This window comes from Enterobacter sp. BNK-13, from assembly GCF_048685015.1.
Classification (GTDB): Bacteria; Pseudomonadota; Gammaproteobacteria; order Enterobacterales; family Enterobacteriaceae; genus Enterobacter; species Enterobacter quasiroggenkampii.
In genome coordinates this window covers 816,009-837,987 of record NZ_JBLQTP010000001.1, presented here as the reverse complement: position 1 = coordinate 837,987, position 21,979 = coordinate 816,009, and the positions used below count along the sequence as shown (strand labels likewise).

Here is a 21,979-nt window from a genome sequence, read left to right as displayed (position 1 = left end):
CGGCCGGGTAAGGCGAAGCCGCTACCCGGCACAAAGGTTAGTGCGCCCCTTTCGCCTGGGTCACAATCTCTTCCAGGTTTTCAGGCATTGGCTCATACGGCGTCTCTTTCGCCGTTGGCGTGTCGACTTTCAATGCCGCCAGCGCGGTCTTGAGAGAATACAACGCCAGCACCACGACCACCACCATAAAGAAGATGGTCAGCCCGGCGTCCAGACGGTTGTTAAACACCAGCTGCGACAGCTGTGATTCGGTGTACTGTGCCGGGATCTTGCCGCTGTCGATCATCGCCTGGAACTTGTTGGCGATTGCCAGGAAGCCCACCTTGTTATCCGGACTGAAGGCCTTCTGCCAGCCCGCCGTCAGGGTACAGATCAGCAGCCACGCGGTAGGCACCAGCGCCACCCACGCATAGCGCTGGCGCTTCATCTTGAACAGCACCACCGCGCAGAGCATCAGCGCCATGCCCGCCAGCATCTGGTTGGCGATACCGAACAGCGGCCACAGGGTGTTAATCCCGCCCAGCGGATCGACCACGCCCTGATGCAGGAAATAGCCCCACGCCAGCACGCACAGCGCCGTCGCCAGCAGGTTAGCCGGGAGCGAGTCGGTCCGCTTCAGGTTCGGGGAGATGACGCCCAGCAGATCCTGCAGCATAAAGCGCGCCGCACGGGTTCCCGCATCCACCGCCGTCAGGATAAACAGCGCTTCAAACAGAATGGCGAAGTGATACCAGAACGACACGTCCATCAGCCCGCCCAGCGCGCCGTGGAGAATATACGCCATGCCCACCGCCAGCGTCGGCGCCCCGCCCGCGCGGGAGATAATGGACTGCTCGCCCACTTCGCTGGCGATGCTCGTCAACGTATCAGGGGTAATCGCGAAGCCCCAGCCGCTCACCACCTGCGCGGCAGATGCCACCACGTCAACGGTACCGGCCGGAGCCAGGACCGCCATCGGGCTGTTCATCGCGAAGTAGACGCCCGGGTCGATAATGCAGGCGGAGACCAGCGCCATGATGGCCACGAAGGACTCCATCAGCATGCCGCCGTAGCCAATCAGGCAGGCCTGATTTTCATTCGCCAGCATCTTCGGCGTCGTCCCGGAGGCGATCAGCGCGTGGAAGCCCGACACCGCACCGCAGGCAATGGTAATAAACAGGAACGGGAAGAGGTTGCCGGTCCAGACCGGGCCGGTGCCGTCGATGAATTTGGTCAGCGCAGGCATGGTCAGGGTCGGGCGCATAATCAGAATGCCGATCGCCAGCCCAACGATGGTGCCGATTTTGAGGAACGTTGAAAGGTAGTCGCGCGGGGCCAGCAGCAGCCACACCGGCAGCACCGCCGCCACAAAGCCGTAGCCCACCAGCATCCAGGTCAGCTGTACGCCGGTAAAGTCGAAGAACGGTGCCCAGGTCGGGCTTTCCGCCACCCAGCCGCCGGAGATAATGGCGAACACGAGCAACACCAGACCAATCACCGACACTTCACCAATGCGGCCCGGACGCAGGTAGCGGATGTAGATCCCCATGAACAGCGCCAGCGGAATGGTAAAGGCTACGGTATACGTTCCCCACGGGCTGTGGGTCAACGCTTTCACTACGATCATCGCCAGCACCGCGAGGATGATCACCATGATCATAAAGGTCGCCACCAGCGCAATCACCCCGGCAGTGGCCCCCATCTCCTCTTTCACCAGCTCACCCAGCGAACGTCCGTCGCGGCGGGTGGAGACGAACAGCACCATAAAGTCCTGCACCGCCCCCGCCAGCACCACCCCGGCGAGGATCCAGATCATCCCCGGCAGGTAGCCCATCTGCGCCGCCAGCACGGGGCCCACCAGCGGGCCTGCCCCGGCGATCGCCGCAAAATGGTGACCGAACAGCACTTTCTTGTCGGTCGGCACGTAGTCCAGACCGTCGTTATGGCGGACGGCAGGCGTCATGCGGGTGCTATCGACCGCCAGAACATTTTTAGCGATATAGCGACCATAAAAACGATAGGCGATCAGGTAAACGCAGACCGAGGCAACGACGATCCAGAGCGCGTTGATCTGCTCCCCCCGGTTGAGGGCGATGTAGCCCAGGGCAAAGGCTCCCACAACGGAGAGCCCTGCCCATGTAAGGTATTTCCCTGAGTTGTTCATAGTTGTTGTCCGTTGTTGTGAAACAGTGAGATGTTACATTTTGTTTCTAGAACAACCGGAAAAATTTAACAACTTTGAAACGCAATAATGCGTGGTCAAACCAGAGATTTACACCACAGTGTTAAGCCGATCACTTTGATCTGCCTGGGCTAGCCCAGCACCATCGTACTCAACCGGCAGGTACAGCACCGCCGCCCCTGCTCGTCGAAAACCACAATCTCCCAACTCTGGCTCGAACGCCCAAGATGCAGCGGCTGACACACGCCACGAACCGTGCCGTGGGATACCGCCCGATGATGCGTGGCGTTCAGCTCCGTTCCCACCACGCTCTGCCCGTCGCGGGTCATCAGAAACCCGGCCATTGAGCCGAGCGTTTCCGCCAGCGCCGCCGAGGCCCCGCCGTGGAGCAGGCCAAACGGCTGATGGGTACGCGCATCCACCGGCATCTCCGCTTCCAGCGTGTCGTCCCCGAGGCGGGTATAGACGATGCCCAGGTTCGCCACCAGGGTATTCACGCTGGTGGCGTTCAGTTCCTCAAGCGATAAATGACGTTTCCAGATCATTTACGCCCCCAGCGTGGAGCCGCCGTCCACCACGATATCCTGCAGGGTGATATGGCTGGCGGCATCGGAGGCAAGGAACAGCACGGTCGCAGCTATCTCCTGAGGACGGGCAATTTTGCCCAGCGGAATACCGAGTTTAAACTGCTCGCCGAAGCCGCGAATGCGCTGCTGCTCCGCATCGTCGCCTTTCCACAGGGTGCGCTGCATATCGGTGTCCGTTGAGCCCGGCGACACCAGATTGCAGCGCACGCCGCTGCCTGCCAGCTCCAGCCCGACGGTCAGGGCCAGGCTTTTCAGCGCCGCTTTCGATGCGCCATAGGCGCTCATGCCGATGCGCGGCGCGTGCGCCGCATCGGACGCCACGGTAACAATCGCTCCGCCCTGCTGACGGCGAAACTGCCCCATGGTCTGCTGGAACAGATTGAATGCGCCGCCAACGTTGACCGCAAAGGTGTCCTGCCAGTCCTTCTGCGAGAGCTGGTCCGTCGCCCCCATGCGCAGAATGCCCGCCGCGTTGACCAGCACGTCCAGCCGTTCGAGCGAAGCCAGCACGCGCCCGCACACCTCATGCACCTGCGCGGCATCCGCCACGTCCAGCGTTTCGGTGGCAAACGGATAGTGATCCTGCGGGAAGGCCAAATCGAACCCGGTCACCTGCGCACCGGCTTCGGCAAACGCCAGTGCGGTCGCGTAGCCAATCCCCTTCCCCGCGCCCGTCACCCAGACGGTTTTGCCGGTAAAATCAAAACGCATCACTTCACCTCGCGGGAAAGCAGCGCCCACCAGGCGTCGAGGGTCGGATTTTTCGCCAGCATCACGAAGTCGATATCGCCGTGTACTTTGCGCCAGCGGGCGGCCAGCGCCATCATGCGCACTGAATCCAGGCCGTAGTCGATCAGGTTTTCGTCATCCATCGGCTCGTCAGACTCATCCAGCAGCGGCAGAATAAGCTCGCGCAGCGCGGCCTTCGAGGCCGGAACGGACGGCAGCAGTTCGTCAGTCATCACTACGCGGCCCGAGCGTCCGGCCACATAGTTCAGCGACATCAGGTGCTCGTCGCGGGTGAAATCCGCCAGCGCGTCGGCAATGAAGAACGGCTTAATGTCGCGCATAAAGGCGTCGGTGGCGGTGGTCATGCAGCCGATGTGGGCGTACACGCCGGTAATCAGCAACTGGTTGCGGCCCGTCTCTTTCAGCATCTGCTCCAGCGGCGAGCGGTGGAACGCGCTGTAGCGCCACTTCACCAGCACCGTGTCCGCTTCGTCCGGCGCCAGCTCGGCGACGATGCGCTGCTGCTCCGGCGAACGGGTCAGGCCCGGGCCCCACATGTCGTTCAGCAGGGCGCGATCGTCATCGCTCTGCTCTTTTGGCTGCGCGGTGTAGTACACCGGGATATTGTGTTCTTTGCACCAGGCGCGCAGTCTGGCGATGTTCGCCACCACCTGCTGCATCATCTCGCTGTTTTCGCCCCAGAAGTTCAGGAAATACTCCTGCATATCGTGGATCAGCAGCGCTGCGCGCTCGGGCTCAAACGCCCAGTTCACCTTGCTGGTCGGCAGCTCTGCGGCGGTCGGCAGCGCGTAAGCGGTTAATTTTGGAATGGCCATACTCTGTTCCTCAGCCCCGGGCGCGTTCAGCAAGCCACAGGCGCAACTGTTTCTTATCGACTTTGCCGACCGGCGTCAGCGGGAGCGCATCCACGCTCTCCACGCGGTCCGGCAGCTTGAATTCGGCGACGCCCTGCTCGCGCAGGAAGCGACGCACCTCCACCGCACGCAGGGGCTGTTTCACCACCAGATACGCGCAGCTCTTCTCACCCAGCAGGCTATCCTCCATGCTTACCAGCGCGGCGTGGATCACCGACTCATGGCGCAGCAGCAGGTTCTCGATCTCTTCGGCAGCAATCTTCTCGCCGCCGCGGTTGATCTGATCTTTCTCGCGCCCCTGCACGGTGATGTAGCCCTGCTCGTCAATGGCGATCAGATCCCCGGAGCAGTAAAAGCCGTCGGCGTCGAAGGCGCTGGCGTTGTGTTCCGGGCTGTTGAAATAGCCTCGGAAGGTATACGGACCGCGCGTCATCAGGCGCCCGACTTCCCCGCGCGGCAGCGGGTTGCCGTGCTCGTCCGCCACCCACACTTCGTCGTCCGGGCACATCGGTCGGCCCTGGGTGTTGATGATGCGTTCCGGCGCGTCGTCGAGCGCGGTGTAGTTCACCAGCCCTTCTGCCATGCCGAACACTTGCTGCAGCTGGCAGCCGATTTCTGCCGGAATGCGCGCCGCAAGCGTGGCGGAAAGGCGTGCGCCGCCCACCTGCAGCAGCTTCAGGGAGTTAAGCTGCGCGTTCCCCGCACCGTCGGCAATCGCCTGCAGCCAGAGGCTGACCGCCGGCGGGACCAGCGAGGTGACGTTAATCTGATGCTGTTCGATCAGCGGGAAGCAGAGCGTGGCGCTCGGATCGTTCGCCAGCACCACGCAGCCGCCCGCGGTAAAGACGCCCAGTGAGCCCGGCGAGCTCATGGCGTAGTTGTGCGCCGCGGGCAGCGCGTTCAGATACCGGGTGTGCGCAGTGATACCGCAGATCTCGTTGCTGCGGCGAATGCTGTAGTCGTAGTCGTTATGCGTCCGCGGGATCAGCTTCGGCGTGCCGGTGCTGCCGCCGGAGAGCTGGAAGAACGCCACTTCGTCGGCGGGCGTCGGGTTAGGGATAAAATTGTCCGCCGGGCGCGCAATCGCCGCGTCCAGGGCATATTCACCCTTATCGCCGCGCAGGAGCACGACGCGCACCGAGCGATGTTCATCCACAAAGGCATGAAGAAAATCATCGTCCGCAAACAGCGCATGGTCGCGATCGGCAATCAGCACGGCAGGGTTGATCTGCGCCGCGTAGGCGTTCAGCTCGCTGCGCTGGTGGCTAAAGAGCGCGTTGACCGGCGCGACGCCGATTTGCAGCAGCGCGAAGAAGGTCATGTAGAACTCGGCCACGTTGCCAAGCTGCACCAGCGCCGTCTCGCCACGCTGCAGCCCACGCGCCTGAAGGGCTGAGGCCAGGTTGTTTACGGCCTGATTCAGCGCGCGGTAGGTAATGTGGCGATCGCCATCGATAATCGCCACCGCATCGCTGTCCGCCCGATCGGTCAGGATGTGGGTCAACGGCAGATCCTGCCAGTAGCCTTTTTCACGGTAGCGGCGGGCAAATGCCTCAGGCCAGCGGGTAAAGGGAATGGTCATGAGTCTTCCTTAGTGCAAACCAAACACGTTGAGCATGGTGGAGAGCTTCACGCCCGTCTCGCGCCACTCGCCCACCGGGGAGGAGGCAGGCACAATGCCCGCACCGGCAAACAGGCGAACGGTATTTTCACGAAGACGCGCGCAGCGGATGGTCACCACCCACTCACCGTTGCCTTCGCTGTCGCACCAGCCAACGATGCCGCCAAACAGCTCGCGGTCGAACGGCTCCAGCTCGGCAATCAGCTCTTTCGCCGCCTGATGCGGGAAGCCGCTCAGCGCCGGGGTCGGGTGCAGCAGGCAGGCCAGGGTCAGGGCGTTCTCGTTTTCACGCGCCTCGCCTTCCACCGGCGTCGCCAGATGCCACAGCGTCGGCGTGGTAATCAACTGAGGAGAATCAGGCATGCTGAGATGGTGGCTGCGTGGTGCCAGAATGGCCTTCATCGCCTGGGTGACCAGGTCGTGCTCGTGACGGTCCTTTTCGGAGGCCAGCAGCTTGTTGCCCGCTTCGCGATCCAGCACGTCGTCCGGCTGACGGCGCGCGGAGCCTGCCAGCGGCAGCGAGCTAAAGTGCGCCCCCTCTTTGCGCAGCAGCAGCTCCGGGCTGGCGCCAAGCAGCACGCCGCCGTCTTCCAGCGGCACGTGGAAGTTGAAGCTCGCCGGGTTCTGGGCGATCAGGCGCTCCATCAGGGCGCCGCTGTCCATGCGTTTGTCGGTCGCGATATCAATCAGGCGCGACAGCACCACCTTGTTCACCTGCGGCGTGGCGGTCAGCGACGCGGCGCGAGCGACCATCTCTTCGAAGACGGGCTGCGGCGGGACCTCGGTGCGTTGTGCCACCTTCAGCGCCTGCGCGCCGGAAAAATAACGTGCGGACTGCTGACGTGCGGGACGGGAAAAGGTCTCCCAGCGTTGCGGAATAAACAGCGACGAGGGCTTGCGGGTGTCGAACGGGATCGCCCCCACCATCACCGGGTGAGCAATACCGCTGGCTTTTGCCGTGCGGAAGGCCTGGGCTAATTTTTGCTGGAAGCGACCCGCCGGATCGTCACCGCCGACGGCGGGTTCACTGAAGCGGGCAAAGCAGCCGGAAGTGGTAAAGCTGCGGTAAGGCGACATAAAGAAAAAACGGTCTGATTCCAGCGTGGTTGCGGCGTGCTGAACTTCCTCAGCCAGGGACGTATCCATATCATCCTCCTCAAAATGATAAAAGAAGCAATAATGATTATCATTTATATTTTCGTCGGCTAACCTAATCCCACATCGCTTCGCTGTCAACCGTCGGGCAAATAACTTGTGCGACAAAAGCTTGCATCCCGGTGCGGTAACTATGAAAATGAGAAGCATTATCCTCAACGAAAACAGGATCCCGCGCTGTGAAATTCCCTGCCGTTTTCCGTAATCCCCTGCTTTTATTCGTGCTTTTTGTTTTAGGACTTACCTCAGCCGCTGCCGCCGACTGGCCGCGTCAGGTGACCGACAGCCGCGGCGTTCACACGCTTGAGAGCAAACCGACGCGCATTGTCTCCACCAGCGTGACCTTAACCGGCTCCCTGCTGGCCATTGACGCACCGGTCGTCGCCAGCGGCGCGACCACGCCAAACAACCGCGTGGCGGATGGACAGGGCTTCCTGCGCCAGTGGGGCGATATCGCGAAGCAGCGCAAGGTAGCGCGGCTGTACATTGGCGAGCCGAGCGCCGAAGCGGTGGCCGCGCAAATGCCGGACCTGATTTTGATCAGCGCTACCGGCGGGGATTCCGCACTGGCGCTGTACGATCAGCTTTCCGCCATTGCGCCGACGCTTATCATCAACTACGACGACAAGAGCTGGCAGGCGCTGCTGACCCAGCTGGGCACGATCACCGGACACGAAAAGCAGGCCGCCGGGCGCATAGCCGCGTTTGATACGCAGCTCGCGCAGGTGAAACAGCAAATGACGCTGCCGCCGCAGCCGGTGAACGCCATCGTCTACACCGCCGCCGCGCATTCTGCCAACCTGTGGACCGCGGAATCGGCGCAAGGCAAGCTGCTGCACCAGCTGGGCTTTACGCTGGCGGAGCTGCCTGCCGGGTTGCAGACCTCAACAAGCCAGGGCAAGCGCCACGACATTATCCAGCTGGGCGGTGAAAACCTGGCGACGGGACTGAACGGCGAAGGGCTGTTTGTGTTTGCCGGTGACGAGAAAGACGTGGCGGCGATTTACGCTAACCCGCTGCTGGCGCACCTACCGTCGGTGAAAAACAAGCGCGTGTGGGCGTTAGGAACCGAGACGTTCCGCCTGGATTATTACAGCGCGATGTTGGTGTTGCAGCGTTTAGAGGCAATTTTCGGGTAATGCATGCGCCCGGTGGCGCTTCGCTTACCGGGCCTACGGGTGCAAAATGTAGGCCGGGTAAGGCGCAGCCGCCACCCGGCAAATCACACAGGGGCACTCTCCTGCCTGAACCGCCGCAATTCCACCAGCGCCACTAACAAAATCACGCCAACCATCGCTAACACAAACCCGCTGCTGCTCGCCGACGCCACCGGGCTCATTATCGCCCCCAGCCCGCCGAGGATCGCCGCACCGATGGCATCGCCCGTGACGTTCTGCGCGGTCCACAGGCCGTTGATGCGCCCGAGCATCCCTTCCGGCGTCTGGGTCTGGATCAGGGTGTACTGCAAGAGCGAGCTGATGGCGCTCAACCAGCCAAAGATCACCAGACACATCACCCCGAGCGCCCAGACCGGCATCAGGCTGAAGAAGCCAATGGCGATAAACGAGGCCAGCGTGGCAAGCAGCATAATCAACCCCGGTCGCGCGCTCTGCGCCAGGTTACCGCTGGTCAGCGCCCCGCAGGCCGCGCCGAGCGGAATCGCGGCGTACAGCAGGCCAATCTCCGAGGCGCTCATCCGCCACTCTCCCGCTAACGCCGGATACAGCACGCGCACGGCGCTCGCCATGGTCAGCAGGCCACCAAGCAGCGCAATGCCACCAATCAGCGGGTTACTGAACAGAAAACGAATAGCGGCCATCAGTGATGTCAGCGGATGCTCGCGCGGCTGCGGCGGAGGTGGCAGCAGCGGCAGGCGCAGCAGCGTCAGCGTGGTGATAAACGTCCCCGCCGCCGCCAGGCCGTAGTTCCACGCTACGTTGCCGGTCGCCAGCAGCAGGCCGCCGACCATCGGCGAAATCACCGAGCCGAGGCGCACGGTGAGCATGGTGATCGCCCCCGCCTGCATTAGGTTCTCGCGCCCGACCAGCGCGGGCGTCGCCGCCAGCAGCGCCGTCACGCCTAAGGAGGCAAAGAAACCGTCCCACAGCCCGAGGGCATATATGGCCATCAGCGACGGCTCCGGCAGCATGGCGTTCAGACACAGCCCGATAAAGCCCACGCCGCAGGTGCCGCGTGCCAGCAGGATCAGCTTTTTACGCTCGTAGCGGTCCGCCAGCACGCCGCCGACCATCAGACCGATAAACATCGCCCCGCCGGTTAACGTCACCGATAACCCCACCAGCCAGCTGGAGTGCGTCATAGCCTGGATCTGGACCGGCACGGCCACGCCGAGCAGGCCGAGGGATAAAATGGAGATAAAACGAGCGATAAAGACGGCGCGATACGCCGGGTGCGTTTTGAGCAGGCTGAGGTTGAGCAGCCAGGATTTTTGATTCATGACAAAGCCTTGAGTGTAATTCTACCCATTCCATGGGCGCACATGCTAACATAGCCAAATAAGATAGATAACGATAATCACTATCATTATCAAATCATGGATGTTGCTATGTCGTTTTCCTCTTCTTCGGTGCGCGCCATTGCCGTGCCCGTTTTATTGCTGCTATTGAGCCTGGCGATTGCGCTCAGCCTGCTGGTCGGCGCGAAGCCGCTGACCGCCTCCGTTATCATTGATGCGCTCTCCGGCACCTGTCAGAGCGCCGACTGCGTCATCGTGCTCGACGCCCGCCTGCCCCGCACCCTTGCCGGACTGCTGGCCGGCGGCGCGCTCGGCCTTGCCGGTGCGTTGATGCAAACCCTTACCCGTAACCCGCTGGCGGACCCCGGCATTCTCGGCGTGAACTCCGGTGCCAGCTTTGCCATCGTGCTCGGCGCGGCGCTGTTCGGCTTCATCTCTCCGTCTGAGCAACTGGTAATGGCCTTCTGCGGCGCGCTGGTCGCCTCGCTGGTGGTGGCGTTTACCGGCAGCCAGGGCGGCGGACAGCTGAGCCCGGTACGCCTGACGCTGGCGGGCGTGGCGCTTGCCGCGGTGCTGGAAGGCTTGTCCAACGGCATCGCCCTGCTCAACCCGGACGTTTACGACCAGCTGCGCTTCTGGCAGGCCGGCTCGCTGGATATCCGCACCCTTGAAACCCTGAAAGTGGTGGCGATCCCGGTGATGATTGCCGCCGCCGTAGCGCTGTCGTTAAGCCGGGCGCTGAACAGCCTGAGCCTCGGCAGCGATACCGCCACCGCCCTCGGCAACCGCGTGGCGCGCACGCAGCTGACGGGCCTGCTGGCCATCACCGTACTGTGCGGCAGCGCGACCGCCGTGGTTGGCCCGATTGCCTTTATCGGCCTGATGATGCCCCATATGGCGCGCTGGCTGGTGGGGGCGGATCACCGCTGGTCCCTGCCCGTCACGCTGCTGGCGACCCCTGCCCTGCTGCTGTTTGCCGACGTGCTGGGCCGCCTGCTGGTTCCCGGCGAGCTGCGCGTCTCGGTGGTCAGCGCCTTTATCGGTGCGCCGGTGCTGATCTTCCTGGTACGACGCAGACGAGGAGGTGGCGCATGATGGCTCCCTCCCGGCGTTTAGTCGCCTGCGTCTCCCTGCTGGTTATCGCCATTCTGCTGCTGGCAACGTTGAGCCTGCGCAGCGGCGCGGTGACGCTTGATTTCACTCAGGTGCTTAACGCCCTGCTCGGCAGCGCGCCGCGTAATATCACCCTGGTTGTCACCGAATGGCGACTGCCGCGCGTGGCGATAGCGATCCTGGTGGGCGCGGCGCTCGGCGTCAGCGGCGCGATCTTCCAGTCGCTGATGCGCAACCCGCTCGGCAGCCCGGACGTGATGGGCCTCAATACCGGGGCCTGGAGCGGCGTGCTGGTGGCGATGGTGCTGTTCGGCCAGCACCTGACGGCCATCACCTTTACGGCGATGGCGGGCGGCATTCTGACGTCGCTGGTTATCTGGCTGTTGGCCTGGCGCAACGGCATCGACACCTTCCGGCTGATCATTATCGGTATTGGCATCCGTGCGATGCTGATGGCCTTTAACACCTGGCTGCTGCTGCAGGCCTCGCTGGAAACGGCGCTTTCCGCCGGGCTGTGGTACGCGGGCTCCCTCAACGGCCTGACGTGGGGCAAAACCTGGCCCGCGGCACCGCTGATTGTGCTGATGTTTATCGGCGCGCTGCTGCTGGTACGGCGCATGCGGCTGCTGGAGATGGGCGACGACAGCGCCTGCGCGCTGGGCGTGGGCGTTGAGCGCTCGCGCCTGATGCTGATGCTGGTCGCCGTACTGCTGACCGCCGCCTCCACCGCCATCGCCGGGCCGATCTCATTTATCGCCCTTGTCGCGCCGCATATCGCACGACGTCTTAGCGGAACGGCGCGCTGGGGCTTGACCCAGGCGGCGCTGTGCGGCGCGCTGCTGCTGCTGGCCGCCGATCTCTGCGCCCAGCGGCTGTTTATGCCTTACCAGCTTCCGGTGGGCGTGGTGACCGTCAGCCTCGGCGGCATTTACCTTATCGTCTTGCTCGTTCAGGAGTCTCGCAAGAAATGACAGATTCAACCACCCGCTTGCGCGGCGAAAATCTCACCCTCGCTTACGGCAAAAAAATTATTGCCCGTGATTTATCCGTCGCCATTCCGGACGGCCACTTCACGGCGATTATCGGCCCGAACGGCTGCGGGAAATCGACCCTGCTGCGCACCCTGAGCCGCCTGATGACGCCGGTTGCGGGGAGCGTGCTTCTCGACGGCGAGCAGATCCAGCGCTTCGCCAGCAAAGAGGTGGCCAGGCGCATCGGGCTGCTGGCGCAAAACGCCACCACGCCGGGGGACATCACGGTTCAGGAGCTGGTCTCGCGCGGGCGCTATCCGCACCAGCCGCTGTTTACCCGCTGGCGTAAAGAGGACGACGAGGCGGTGAACCGCGCGATGCAGGCGACGGGCATTACCGATCTCGCTCAGCAAAGCGTGGATACCCTTTCCGGCGGACAGCGTCAGCGCGCGTGGATCGCGATGGTGCTGGCGCAGGAAACTTCCATCATGCTGCTGGACGAGCCGACAACGTGGCTGGATATCAGCCACCAGATTGACCTGCTGGAGCTGCTGAGCGAGCTGAACCGCACGCAGGGGTACACCCTGGCGGCGGTACTGCACGATTTAAACCAGGCGTGCCGCTATGCCACGCACCTGATTGCCTTGCGAGACGGGGAGATTGTGGCCCAGGGCGCGCCGAAAGAGATTGTCACGCCGGAGCTGATCGCACGGATCTACGGCCTGCGCTGCATGATAATCGACGATCCGGTGGCGGGAACGCCGCTGGTGGTGCCGTTAGGTCGACGGTAATTGCCGGGTGGCGGCTACGCCTTACCCGGCCTACACTCGGCTCCCGTAGGCCGGGTAAGGCGTAGCCGCCACCCGGCGCTTTTGACGTTACCCCAAAATATTCTTCAACACCGGCCCTATCTTCTCAAACGCCTGCGGTGAAATGATATCCACGTGGGCGCAATCCTGGCTGTACACCTCAAGCTCCGACACCCACGGCGCCCAGGCCGCCTGCGGATCCATGGTTCGCGTGCGCTCGGCGACAAACAGCGTCGCTTTGCCGTCAAAGCGCGCGCTGTGTGCCGTGGTGAGCAACCGCACCGCGTCGGCGTAGTTGCCTTCAATCGCGTTAAACAGCTCGCTGGAGCCCTGCCCCTGCTGGGCGGCGATAAACGCCTGACGTTCCCGCTCGATCTCTGCCAGCACCGCCGGGTCGAGGCCATTAGCCTCTTTTTCCGCCCAGTTCTGGGTTTCCGGCGGCCAGGTATCCAGCAGGCCGAGGAATGAAACCGCTTCACCCTGCTCGCGCAGGCGGGCCGCAATCCCCTGCGCCAGCGTGCCGCCGAGGGAATAACCGAACAGGTAATACGGCCCCTGCGGCTGCTGCTTACGTAACGTAAACAGGTGGCGCTCAATCACCCCATTCAGATCCGCACACTGCTGCATCGGCCCGTCCGCGCGCGGCGACTGAATGCCGACGATAGACCAGCGCGGGCTGAGGTAGCGCGCCAGCACGCTAAACTGCCAGGCGAAGCCGGATGCCGGATGGAAGCAGAACAGCGTCGGGCCGTCGCCCTCACGCAGCGGCAGAAGCGTTTCATACCCCAGACGCTGCGCCTGCTCGTCGCTCATCTGCGAGTCCAGCAGGGCGCTAAGCTTGCTGACCGTCGAGGCGACCATAATCTGCCCCGGCGTGACCTTGCGGTTGAACGCACGGCTAAGCTGTGCCGCCAGACGCATAGCCAGCAGCGAGTGGCCGCCGAGGGCAAAGAAATCCGCCTCAATGTCGTTGATCTCGCAGCCCAGCAGCGCGGCAAACGCCTGCGCGACGGCGATTTCGGTTTCGCTTTCCGGGGCCCGTCCGGACGTTTTACCGGTCAGTTCCGGCAGCGGCAGCGCCTTGCGATCCAGCTTGCCGTTGGCGCTCAGCGGCAGCGCGCTGATTTGCAGCAGCACCACCGGCACCATATGCGGCGGCAGCTGAGCTTTGAGCGATTCCAGCAGCGCGTCGCGGTCCAACGGTAAGCCGGATTCAGAAACCACGTACCCCACCAGCTGGCGGGCATCGCCGCCCGTTGCCGCCGCCTGGTTGAAGACGCAGGCGTGCGCCACGGCCTGGGCCACGTCCGGCAGCGAGAGCATCGCCCGGTCGATTTCACCCAGCTCGATGCGCTGGCCGCGAATTTTAAGCTGGTCGTCGCTGCGGCCCAGATATTCCACCGCGCCGTTATCCAGCCAGCGGGCAACGTCTCCGGTGCGGTACATCCGCTCGCCCGGCGCAAACGGGTCGGCGATAAAGCGGCTGGCGGTGAGGCCCGGACGGCCCAGATACCCCTGCGCCAGCTGAATGCCGGTGAGGTAGAGATCGCCCGCCACGCCGAACGGCACCGGGCGCATCATCGCATCCAGAATGCGCAGCCCCGTGTTCCACACCGGGAAGCCGATCGGCACGCTGTTGCCTGCAACTGCCGCCAGCTCAGGCCCAAACGCCGGATACCAGCTGACGTCTACTGCCGCTTCCGTCGGGCCATAAAGATTGTGCAGCGGCACGCGGGTCAGCTGTTCCCACTCGCGGCACAGCGCCGTCGGCAGCGCTTCGCCGCTGCAGAACACCTGCTTAAGCGTTTTGCAGCAGTCGACGTTTTCCGGCGTCAGCGAGGTAACAAACGCCGCCAGCATCGACGGCACGAAGTGGGTAGTGGTCACGCCATAGTGGGCGAAGAAGCTTTGCATCGCCTGCGGATCGCGGTGCGCGTCTGGCTCGGCCATCACCAGCTTCGCCCCGGCGATAAACGGCCACCAGAACTCCCACACCGACACGTCAAAGCTGCACGGCGTTTTCTGCGCCACCACATCGTCCGCGCCCAGCGGATAATGGTCCTGCATCCACTTCAGGCGGTTAACGATGGCGGTATGGCCGACCATGACCCCTTTTGGACGCCCGGTCGAGCCGGAGGTAAAGATGATGTACGCCGTCTGCTCCGGCTTCGCCAGACGCAGCGGTTCAGCATCCGCGATCGGTAATAGTGTGTTGTAACTAAACGTCTCAACGGAGAGATCGCTAAAGCGCGGAAGCTGTTCGTCAGTGGTAATGAGCAGGGACGGCTTCGCATCCTCCAGCATCATCCGCAGGCGATCGTCCGGGTAGCCGGTGTCGAGCGGCAGCCACGCGGCGCCCGCCTCCACAATGCCGTGCAAGGCTAACGTCAGGAATACCGAGCGCGGCAGGGCCACCGCCACGCTGTCGCCCGGCTTCACGCCGCGCGCGCGCAGCAGGTTTGCCAGCGCGACGACCTGCTCGCGCATCTGGCGATAGTTCAGCTCAACGTGCGCATCCGCCAGCGCCGGGGCGTCCGGCGTTCTGCTCGTCTGTTCCGCCACCAGATCCGCGAGCGTGCTGGACGGCAGCGCCAGTCCGGTATCGTTGATGCGCGCGAGCTTAGCGTATTCCTGTTCTGAAACGGTTTCCACCTCGCTGCAGCGCAGGTCCGGATTGACCGCAAATTGCCTCAGCATCGCGTTCAGGCGCGCGACGTGACGCACCAGCGTCGCCTCGTCGTAGCGCTGTTTGTTGGCGAGGATCTCAATGCTCAACCCGCCCTGCTCGTCCGGGAACAGCGCCAGTTCCAGATCGTTCACCGGGCCGGTCGCCAGCGTGTGGGTGATGGCCTCCACGCCGTCGATATCCAGCTGGTAGTCGAACACTTTCACGTTCAGCACCGGGCCGAAAAGCGCTTCATCGCCCGCCGCTTTCCCACTGTCGCGCACGATCTGCTCGGCGTCGTAGCGCTGGTGGCGGCGCATTTTTTTCAGCTGGTTCGCCAGGCGCAGCGCCAGCGAGGGCAGGCTCTCCTGCGGATCGATATTGATCGCCAGCGGCAGGACGTTAAGCACCGGCCCGGTCGCGGTCAGGGCTGCGGACCCCATCCTTCGCATAAAGATAAACCCGGCGGCGAAGTCCAGCCGTCCGGTGAGGCGCCCCAGCCACAGCGCCACCAGCGCAAGCGCCAGGTCGGTGCGCTGTACCTTTTCTGCCGCCTGCGCAAGCTGGCTAAAAGCACGACCGTCGGCGGCGATTTTCAGGCGCAGGATATCCGTTGTCACGGCACGACCCGGCAGCGGCGCGGAGGAGAGCGAGACCGGAGAAGGCAGCTGTTTGCGCTGCTCGGCCCAGAACGCGCCGTCGCGCGGGTACGCCTCGCTGTCGCGATAGCGCTGGTACTCGTCCACCACCTCTGCAAATGGGGTAAACGGGGATTCAGGCGTGGGGTCGCCCTTTTTCCACACGGCATAAATTGCGGCGATCTGGCGGGTAATGGCCGGGAAGCTGAAGCCATCCACTACCAGATGATGATAGCGCTGATACCAGTACCAGTGGTTGTCACCGACCTGAATCAGCTGGTGAAACGCCAGCGGCTGACCGCTGTCGACGCGCAGGTTCTGGTTAAGATCGGATTCCATCAGCGCCACGGCGGCGGCGTGGGAATCAACGCGAACAACGGACGGTTCCGGCAGAATGAAGGTCTCATCCACCCACTGCCACACCTCACCGTTTTCTTCTGCAAAACGCATGCGCAGGGTATCGGCCTGCAGCATGCCTTCCGCAATGGCTTTAACCAGCAGTGGCGCATCGATATCGCCTTTCAGCTCGGTGTAGTGCGCCACGCTCCAGGCGTTTGGCAGCGTGGACAGCTGTTCCGCCATCCAAATCCCCGGCTGGGCGGCGACGAGAGGAAGACGGTTCATGCGTTCTCCCCCACAAAGTAAGACGGCTCAAGCGTTTGCCAGTGCCCGGCAAGCCACTGCTGGCACGCCTCCTGCGACTGTGCTTCACACACTACGCGCCACCCTGCCGGCAGTTCGCACTGCTGCGGCCACAGGCTGTACTGCCCCTGGTCGTTTTGCAAAATGGCGAACTGTCCCTGCGGATTATCGAAAGGATTGCTGAATTCCATACAGACTCCGTTAGTGAATAAGCGGCTGCCAGAGGGTCATCAGCCCCTGCGTCAGCCCACCGCGCCAGCAAAGCGCATCGTGTCCGCCGTCAACCTGACGCCAGATAACCGGTTGGTGTATGTGCAGTTCGGCGTAAATCGCCTGATTCGCGCGGAAGATGAGCGGCTCGTTGCGCCCGGCTTCAAGAATGATGCGTAGCCCGCGAGGAGATATTTCACCGGCTTTAAGTTGTTCGATTAACAGCCCGTCCTGCTGGCCGCCGCGGTGTGGCCACCAGTAGGAGCCGGACTGGCTAAGCACGCAGCCAAAACGCTGCGGCCAGTGGAGGCCAGCATAAAGCGACGCGAGACCGCCAAAGCTCTGGCCAGCCACCACCGTACGGTCGGCGCGGTCGCTAAACGGCGCGCATTGTTGGACAAGGGGGAGAAGTTCTTCCTGCACCGCCAGCCAGAAATCGGGATTGCACGGCAGCTCGCGGTTGCGATGCTCCATATCGATAACATCGATTAAGACGTAGACCGCAGGCGGTAATTTGCGTTCGGCGGTGAGCGACGCCAGCGCAGGCCAGACCGGCATGCTTTCGGCCCAGAACTGCCCGTCGAGCAGCACCGCCAGCGGGCGTTCCGGGCTATGATCCCCGGTAGTGAAAATCCAGACGCGACGGCGATTTTTCAGGCGCGCGCTTTCCCACTCAATGCAGACTGGCGGCTGATACGGCGTATCGGGATGATTCCACCCCGGCTGAACCGGCGCGCCCGGCATCTCCAGCGCGGAGACGGCATGGCCGCGCCCGCCGCGCCAGCTTTGCGGATTCAGCGGGTCGGAAACCGCGTGCGGCAGCAGCTTGCGCCACCCTTCGCGCAGCGCCATGCGCTCCGGCTGCTCGCCTTCAAACACGACACTGGCAAAATCGTTTTCATTCACGGAAGGGATAAAACAGTAGCTTCCGCGCCACTCGGGGCTGAACTTGCCCTGCCACTGCCAGACGTCGGTATCGGGAATGCGTTCGAGAGACTGCGGGCGGGCATTTTGGTGGTGATCGGTCACGCCGGTGACGTAGAGCCAGACGCGTTTGATCGGTGACGTTCTTTGCGTTCCTGCCGGGTCACGCCACCAGAACGTGACGCGATAGCTTCCCTTTTCCGGCGTCCATTCAGGCCCGTTTTTCGACTGCCACCACGCTTCACTTCCCGTTGTTAACGCCGTCACCCTTATAACCTCATGTTTAACAGTCTTTTTTGTTTGAGAGCAAATTTTATTGATAATATTATTGATAACTATTTGCATTTGCAATAGCGTAGTGCCCGCGCTGTGGGAAGCGCTCATAAAACAACCACAAAAGCAGGACGTACAATGAATAAGAAGATTCACTCTCTGGCCTTGCTGGTCAATTTAGGGATTTACGGCGTCGCGCTGCCCGCTCTGGCAGACGACAACACCGCCTCTGCGCAGCACGAAGACACGATGGTGATCACCGCCGCCGAGCAGAATCTGCAGGCGCCGGGGGTATCGACCATCACCGCCGATGAGATACGTAAAAACCCGCCCGCGCGGGACGTGGCGGAAATCATCCGCACCATGCCGGGCGTTAACCTGACCGGTAACTCCACCAGCGGCCAGCGCGGGAATAACCGTCAGATTGATATCCGCGGTATGGGGCCAGAAAACACCCTGATCCTGATCGACGGCAAGCCGGTGACCAGCCGAAACTCCATCCGTCTGGGCTGGCGCGGCGAGCGCGACACCCGCGGCGATACCGGCTGGGTGCCGCCGGAGATGATCGAGCGCATCGAAGTGATCCGCGGTCCGGCCGCCGCGCGCTACGGCAATGGTGCGGCAGGCGGTGTGGTGAACATCATCACCAAAAAATTCGACGACCAGTGGCACGGCTCCTGGAATACCTACCTGAATGCGCCTGAGCACAAGGATGAAGGTTCCACCAAACGCACTAACTTCAGCCTGAGCGGCCCGCTGGGCGGCGACTTCAGCTTCCGCATGTTCGGCAATCTGGACAAAACCCAGGCCGACGCGTGGGACATCAACCAGGGTCATCAGTCTGACCGAACCGGTGCCTACGCCGACACGCTGCCCGCGGGCCGTGAAGGGGTGGAAAATAAAGACATTAACGGCGTGGTGCGCTGGGACTTTGCGCCGATGCAGTCTCTGGAATTTGAGGCGGGCTACAGCCGTCAGAATAACCTCTACGCCGGTGATACCCAGAACACCAACAACGACAACAGCTCCAGCGGTCTGGTGAAAAAGAACTACGGCAAAGAGACCAACCGTATCTATCGCCAGAACTTCGCGGTGACCTGGAACGGCGGCTGGGATAACGGCATTACCACCAGCAACTGGGCGCAGTACGAGCACACCCGCAATTCCCGTCTGGGCGAAGGGCTGGCGGGCGGTCTGGAAGGCCTGTTCAACAGTAATAAATTCACCGACACCGATCTGGCCGACGTGATGCTGCACAGTGAAATCAACCTGCCGATTGATTTCCTCGTTAACCAGAACCTGACGCTCGGCACCGAGTGGAACCAGCAGCGCATGAAGGACTCGACCTCCTTCACCCAAACCCAGCAGGGCGGCACCATTCCGGGCATGAGCAATGACCGCAGCCCGTACACGTCGGCAGAGATTTTCTCTCTGTTCGCCGAAAACAACATGGAGCTGACCGACAGCACCATGCTGACCCCTGCCCTGCGCTTCGACCATCACACCATCGTCGGCAACAACTGGAGCCCGTCACTTAACCTGTCGCAGGGTCTGGGGGATGACTTCACGCTGAAGATGGGGATCGCCCGCGCCTATAAGGCGCCGAGCCTGTACCAGACCAACCCGAACTACCTGCTCTACAGCAAAGGCCAGGGCTGCTACGCCAGCTCCGACGGCGTGGGCTGCTACATGATGGGTAACGACGACCTGAAGGCCGAAACCAGCATCAACAAAGAGATTGGCCTGGAGTGGAAACACGACGGCTGGCTGGTGGGCGTCACCTGGTTCCGCAACGACTACCGCGACAAGATTGAAGCGGGCTACGCGCCGATTGGTCACACCTCTTCCGGTAAAGTGCAGACGGATATCTACCAGTGGGAAAACGTGCCGAAGGCGGTGGTTGAAGGTCTGGAAGGCTCCCTGAACGTGCCGGTCAGCGACACGATTAACTGGACCAACAACATCACCTACATGCTGCAGAGCAAGAACAAGGAGACCGGCGACCGTCTGTCGATCATTCCGGAGTACACGCTGAACTCAACCCTGAGCTGGCAGGTGCATCAGGACGTGTCGCTCCAGTCGACCTTTACCTGGTACGGCAAGCAGCAGCCGAAGAAGTACAATTACAAAGGTCAGCCGGTGACCGGGTCTGAGAAAGACGAAGTCAGTCCGTACAGCATCGTGGGCCTGAGCGCAACCTGGGACATGACCAAAAACGTCAGCCTGACCGGCGGCGTGGATAACGTCTTCGACAAGCGCCAGTGGCGCGCGGGTAATGCCCAGACCACGGGCAACGCCACCACCGGTGCGTATATGTACGGCGCGGGGGCTTATACCTATAATGAGCCAGGCCGCACGTGGTATATGAGCGTGAATACGCGTTTCTGATAAAGGCAACAACGCCTCCCTCTCCCTGTGGGAGAGGGCTGGGGTGAGGACATCAGGCCGCACTATTTGCTGATAGAGGAAAAACCATGCACACAACCCACACCACGTTCATTCTCGCCGGCCACACCGTTCACCACGTCACCTTCGACCCAACCACCTTCACCGACGCCGATCTCCTCTGGCTCCCCCACCACGCCGAGCTTGCAAACGCCGGGCGCAAACGCAAAGCCGAGCATCTGGCAGGCCGCATCGCCGCCGCGCATGCCTTACCTGACCACACCGTGCCCGGCATCGGCCCCAGCGGTGAGCCGCTCTGGCCGGAAGGCGTTTCAGGGAGCATCACCCACAGCGGCACGCAGGCGATGGCGGTTGCCGTCCGTCATCGAGATGCGCTTGTGGGTATTGATTGCGAAGCCATTCTTCCTGACCGTGAAGCCCGCGAAATCCAGGACGGCATCATTGATGCACAGGAAGCGATGTGCCTGACGCGCTCGGGCTACCCCTTTGCGCTGGTATTGACGCTTGCATTCAGCGCCAAAGAAAGTTTGTTTAAAGCACTGTTCCCTACGGCAAGGCGCTACATGGGATTCGATTGTGCACGGGTCACGGCGTTGAATCAGCAAACTATCGCGTTGACGCTCAGCCATCCGGCGGGCCGTTATCAGCAGGGAAAATGCTTTAGCCTCGCCTGGCAACGTGTTAATGGAGAGGTATATACAATGATTGTCGTTCAGGAATAATGCTGCCCTGTTTATTGCTCCAGCAATTTAGTTTTAATTAATACCAGATGAATAATAACAAAACCATCCTCCCCTATAGCCACCAATCAAATAAACGTACACCCACCGGGAAAAAATGTTAAGCCCCTCCCTACCATTTATAATAGCCACCAAAATTTTCCTTGAGCATTTAAAAGTATGCGAGCAGGTTTTTTTCATAACAGAACTCAGCCATAAAACCTCGAGCCAGATCAAAAATACCAAGATAAAAAAATCAATAAACACAAAATAAATCATTTCAATTTTATAATTTTAGGAACATTATGCTTTCGCTGTTTTACATTAACTCAATATCACTAAGGAAAGTATAATGCGTGAATTAAACCAAAATGAAATGAGCAGTGTCGCTGGTGGAATTGGTGCTGGTAACGGGAACGGTAATCACAGTGGTAACGGCAATGGTAACAGTGGCGGTAACGGTGGTACCTGTAACGGCGGCAATGGTGGTAATGGTGGCCGTGGGGGTAATGGCGGCAACGGCGGTAATGGCGGAAACTGTGGTGGTGGTAATAATGGCGGACGCCGTTAATCACCCTTAACAGCGAATACGACGGCTCACGATAGATTTTTATTGTGGGCCATCGTGAAGGATGTACTTATTTCATCAGGAGATGAAAATGCGAAAATTACTGAATTCTGAGATGCAGCTTATTTCCGGAGGATCACAATGTGACGGCGGTAATGGCGGCAATGGGGGCGCCGGTGGGAACGGAGGTCGTGGAGGAAACGGTGGCACGTGTGGGTCAGGCAATGGCGGCAACGGCGGCAATGGTGGACGTGGAGGTAACGGAGGAGATGGCGGTAACGGTGGCCCAGGGGGGAAAGGGGGCAAAGGCGGAAAAGGAGGTCCCGGAGGACATGACGGACGCAATGGAAAAGATGGCTGAATCTTTACCGGGTCAACATTACTGACTGAGAGCTAATGGCCAGGACAGTCAGTGAACGTTTTGGAACAGGTGGAAT

18 protein-coding genes are annotated in these 21,979 nt (G+C 61.6%); 8 read left to right on the top strand and 10 right to left on the bottom strand.

Features of this window, described 5'->3' with window-relative positions; translation table 11 throughout:
- Positions 1-37: 37 nt before the first annotated feature.
- From cstA to entC, 6 genes are all read right to left on the bottom strand, one after another.
- Positions 38-2,143, bottom strand: a complete 2,106-nt coding sequence (gene cstA, locus ACMGGQ_RS03900; protein WP_045909616.1) for a pyruvate/proton symporter CstA — start codon at positions 2,141-2,143, stop codon at positions 38-40.
- A 149-nt stretch (positions 2,144-2,292) separates the two neighbouring features.
- On the bottom strand, positions 2,293-2,706 hold the full coding sequence (gene entH / locus ACMGGQ_RS03895; protein WP_048226051.1) for a proofreading thioesterase EntH: 414 nt from the start codon (positions 2,704-2,706) through the stop codon (positions 2,293-2,295).
- Positions 2,707-3,459, bottom strand: coding sequence for a 2,3-dihydro-2,3-dihydroxybenzoate dehydrogenase EntA (entA, locus tag ACMGGQ_RS03890; RefSeq protein ID WP_420289625.1), 753 nt, complete (start codon positions 3,457-3,459; stop codon positions 2,707-2,709). It lies immediately after the preceding gene.
- Entirely contained in the window at positions 3,459-4,313 is an 855-nt protein-coding gene (locus tag ACMGGQ_RS03885; protein WP_045909619.1) for an isochorismatase, read from the bottom strand. Before ACMGGQ_RS03885 ends, entA begins: the two co-directional genes overlap by 1 nt.
- 10 nt (positions 4,314-4,323) lie before the next feature.
- Entirely contained in the window at positions 4,324-5,934 is a 1,611-nt protein-coding gene (gene entE, locus ACMGGQ_RS03880) for a (2,3-dihydroxybenzoyl)adenylate synthase EntE (protein ID WP_420289624.1), read from the bottom strand.
- A 9-nt stretch (positions 5,935-5,943) separates the two neighbouring features.
- Positions 5,944-7,119 carry an isochorismate synthase EntC gene (gene entC / locus ACMGGQ_RS03875; protein WP_348958809.1) on the bottom strand — a complete coding sequence of 392 codons (1,176 nt, stop codon included), beginning with the start codon at positions 7,117-7,119 and terminating at the stop codon, positions 5,944-5,946.
- Positions 7,120-7,307: 188 nt separating this feature from the next.
- On the opposite strand from entC, the gene fepB reads away from it, so the two are divergent.
- A complete protein-coding gene (gene fepB / locus ACMGGQ_RS03870; protein ID WP_420289623.1) occupies positions 7,308-8,267 on the top strand; it encodes a Fe2+-enterobactin ABC transporter substrate-binding protein in 960 nt (319 codons plus the stop codon).
- 83 nt (positions 8,268-8,350) lie between these two features.
- Here fepB and entS read toward each other — a convergent pair whose 3' ends face one another.
- Positions 8,351-9,586 carry an enterobactin transporter EntS gene (gene entS, locus ACMGGQ_RS03865; RefSeq protein ID WP_420289622.1) on the bottom strand — a complete coding sequence of 412 codons (1,236 nt, stop codon included), beginning with the start codon at positions 9,584-9,586 and terminating at the stop codon, positions 8,351-8,353.
- Between the two features lie 108 nt (positions 9,587-9,694).
- Here entS and fepD point away from each other — a divergent pair, with 108 nt between their 5' ends.
- From fepD to fepC, 3 genes are read left to right on the top strand one after another with little or no spacing between them, the layout of a single operon-like run.
- Entirely contained in the window at positions 9,695-10,699 is a 1,005-nt protein-coding gene (fepD, locus tag ACMGGQ_RS03860) for a Fe(3+)-siderophore ABC transporter permease (RefSeq protein ID WP_420289621.1), read from the top strand.
- A complete protein-coding gene (gene fepG, locus ACMGGQ_RS03855; RefSeq protein ID WP_420290553.1) occupies positions 10,699-11,688 on the top strand; it encodes an iron-enterobactin ABC transporter permease in 990 nt (329 codons plus the stop codon). Before fepD ends, fepG begins: the two co-directional genes overlap by 1 nt.
- On the top strand, positions 11,685-12,479 hold the full coding sequence (gene fepC / locus ACMGGQ_RS03850; RefSeq protein WP_420289620.1) for an iron-enterobactin ABC transporter ATP-binding protein: 795 nt from the start codon (positions 11,685-11,687) through the stop codon (positions 12,477-12,479). Before fepG ends, fepC begins: the two co-directional genes overlap by 4 nt.
- 87 nt (positions 12,480-12,566) lie before the next feature.
- Here the strand turns inward: fepC and entF are convergent, their stop codons facing one another.
- From entF to fes, 3 genes are read right to left on the bottom strand one after another with little or no spacing between them, the layout of a single operon-like run.
- A complete protein-coding gene (gene entF / locus ACMGGQ_RS03845) occupies positions 12,567-16,424 on the bottom strand; it encodes an enterobactin non-ribosomal peptide synthetase EntF (RefSeq protein ID WP_420289619.1) in 3,858 nt (1,285 codons plus the stop codon).
- On the bottom strand, positions 16,421-16,633 hold the full coding sequence (locus ACMGGQ_RS03840; protein ID WP_048026930.1) for an MbtH family protein: 213 nt from the start codon (positions 16,631-16,633) through the stop codon (positions 16,421-16,423). Before ACMGGQ_RS03840 ends, entF begins: the two co-directional genes overlap by 4 nt.
- Positions 16,634-16,643: 10 nt before the next feature.
- On the bottom strand, positions 16,644-17,849 hold the full coding sequence (gene fes, locus ACMGGQ_RS03835; RefSeq protein ID WP_420290552.1) for an enterochelin esterase: 1,206 nt from the start codon (positions 17,847-17,849) through the stop codon (positions 16,644-16,646).
- Positions 17,850-17,987: 138 nt separating this feature from the next.
- On the opposite strand from fes, the gene ACMGGQ_RS03830 reads away from it, so the two are divergent.
- From ACMGGQ_RS03830 to ACMGGQ_RS03815, 4 genes are all read left to right on the top strand, one after another.
- Positions 17,988-20,237 (top strand): TonB-dependent siderophore receptor, encoded by a 2,250-nt coding sequence (locus tag ACMGGQ_RS03830; RefSeq protein ID WP_420289618.1) that lies wholly within the window; start codon positions 17,988-17,990, stop codon positions 20,235-20,237.
- 86 nt (positions 20,238-20,323) lie between these two features.
- The gene (entD, locus tag ACMGGQ_RS03825) at positions 20,324-20,977 is read left to right on the top strand and encodes an enterobactin synthase subunit EntD (RefSeq protein ID WP_420289617.1); all 654 of its coding nucleotides are present in this window, start codon (positions 20,324-20,326) and stop codon (positions 20,975-20,977) included.
- A 349-nt stretch (positions 20,978-21,326) separates the two neighbouring features.
- The gene (locus ACMGGQ_RS03820) at positions 21,327-21,545 is read left to right on the top strand and encodes a hypothetical protein (RefSeq protein ID WP_045909632.1); all 219 of its coding nucleotides are present in this window, start codon (positions 21,327-21,329) and stop codon (positions 21,543-21,545) included.
- A gap of 140 nt (positions 21,546-21,685) precedes the next feature.
- A complete protein-coding gene (locus ACMGGQ_RS03815; protein ID WP_420289616.1) occupies positions 21,686-21,928 on the top strand; it encodes a hypothetical protein in 243 nt (80 codons plus the stop codon).
- Positions 21,929-21,979: the final 51 nt, after the last annotated feature.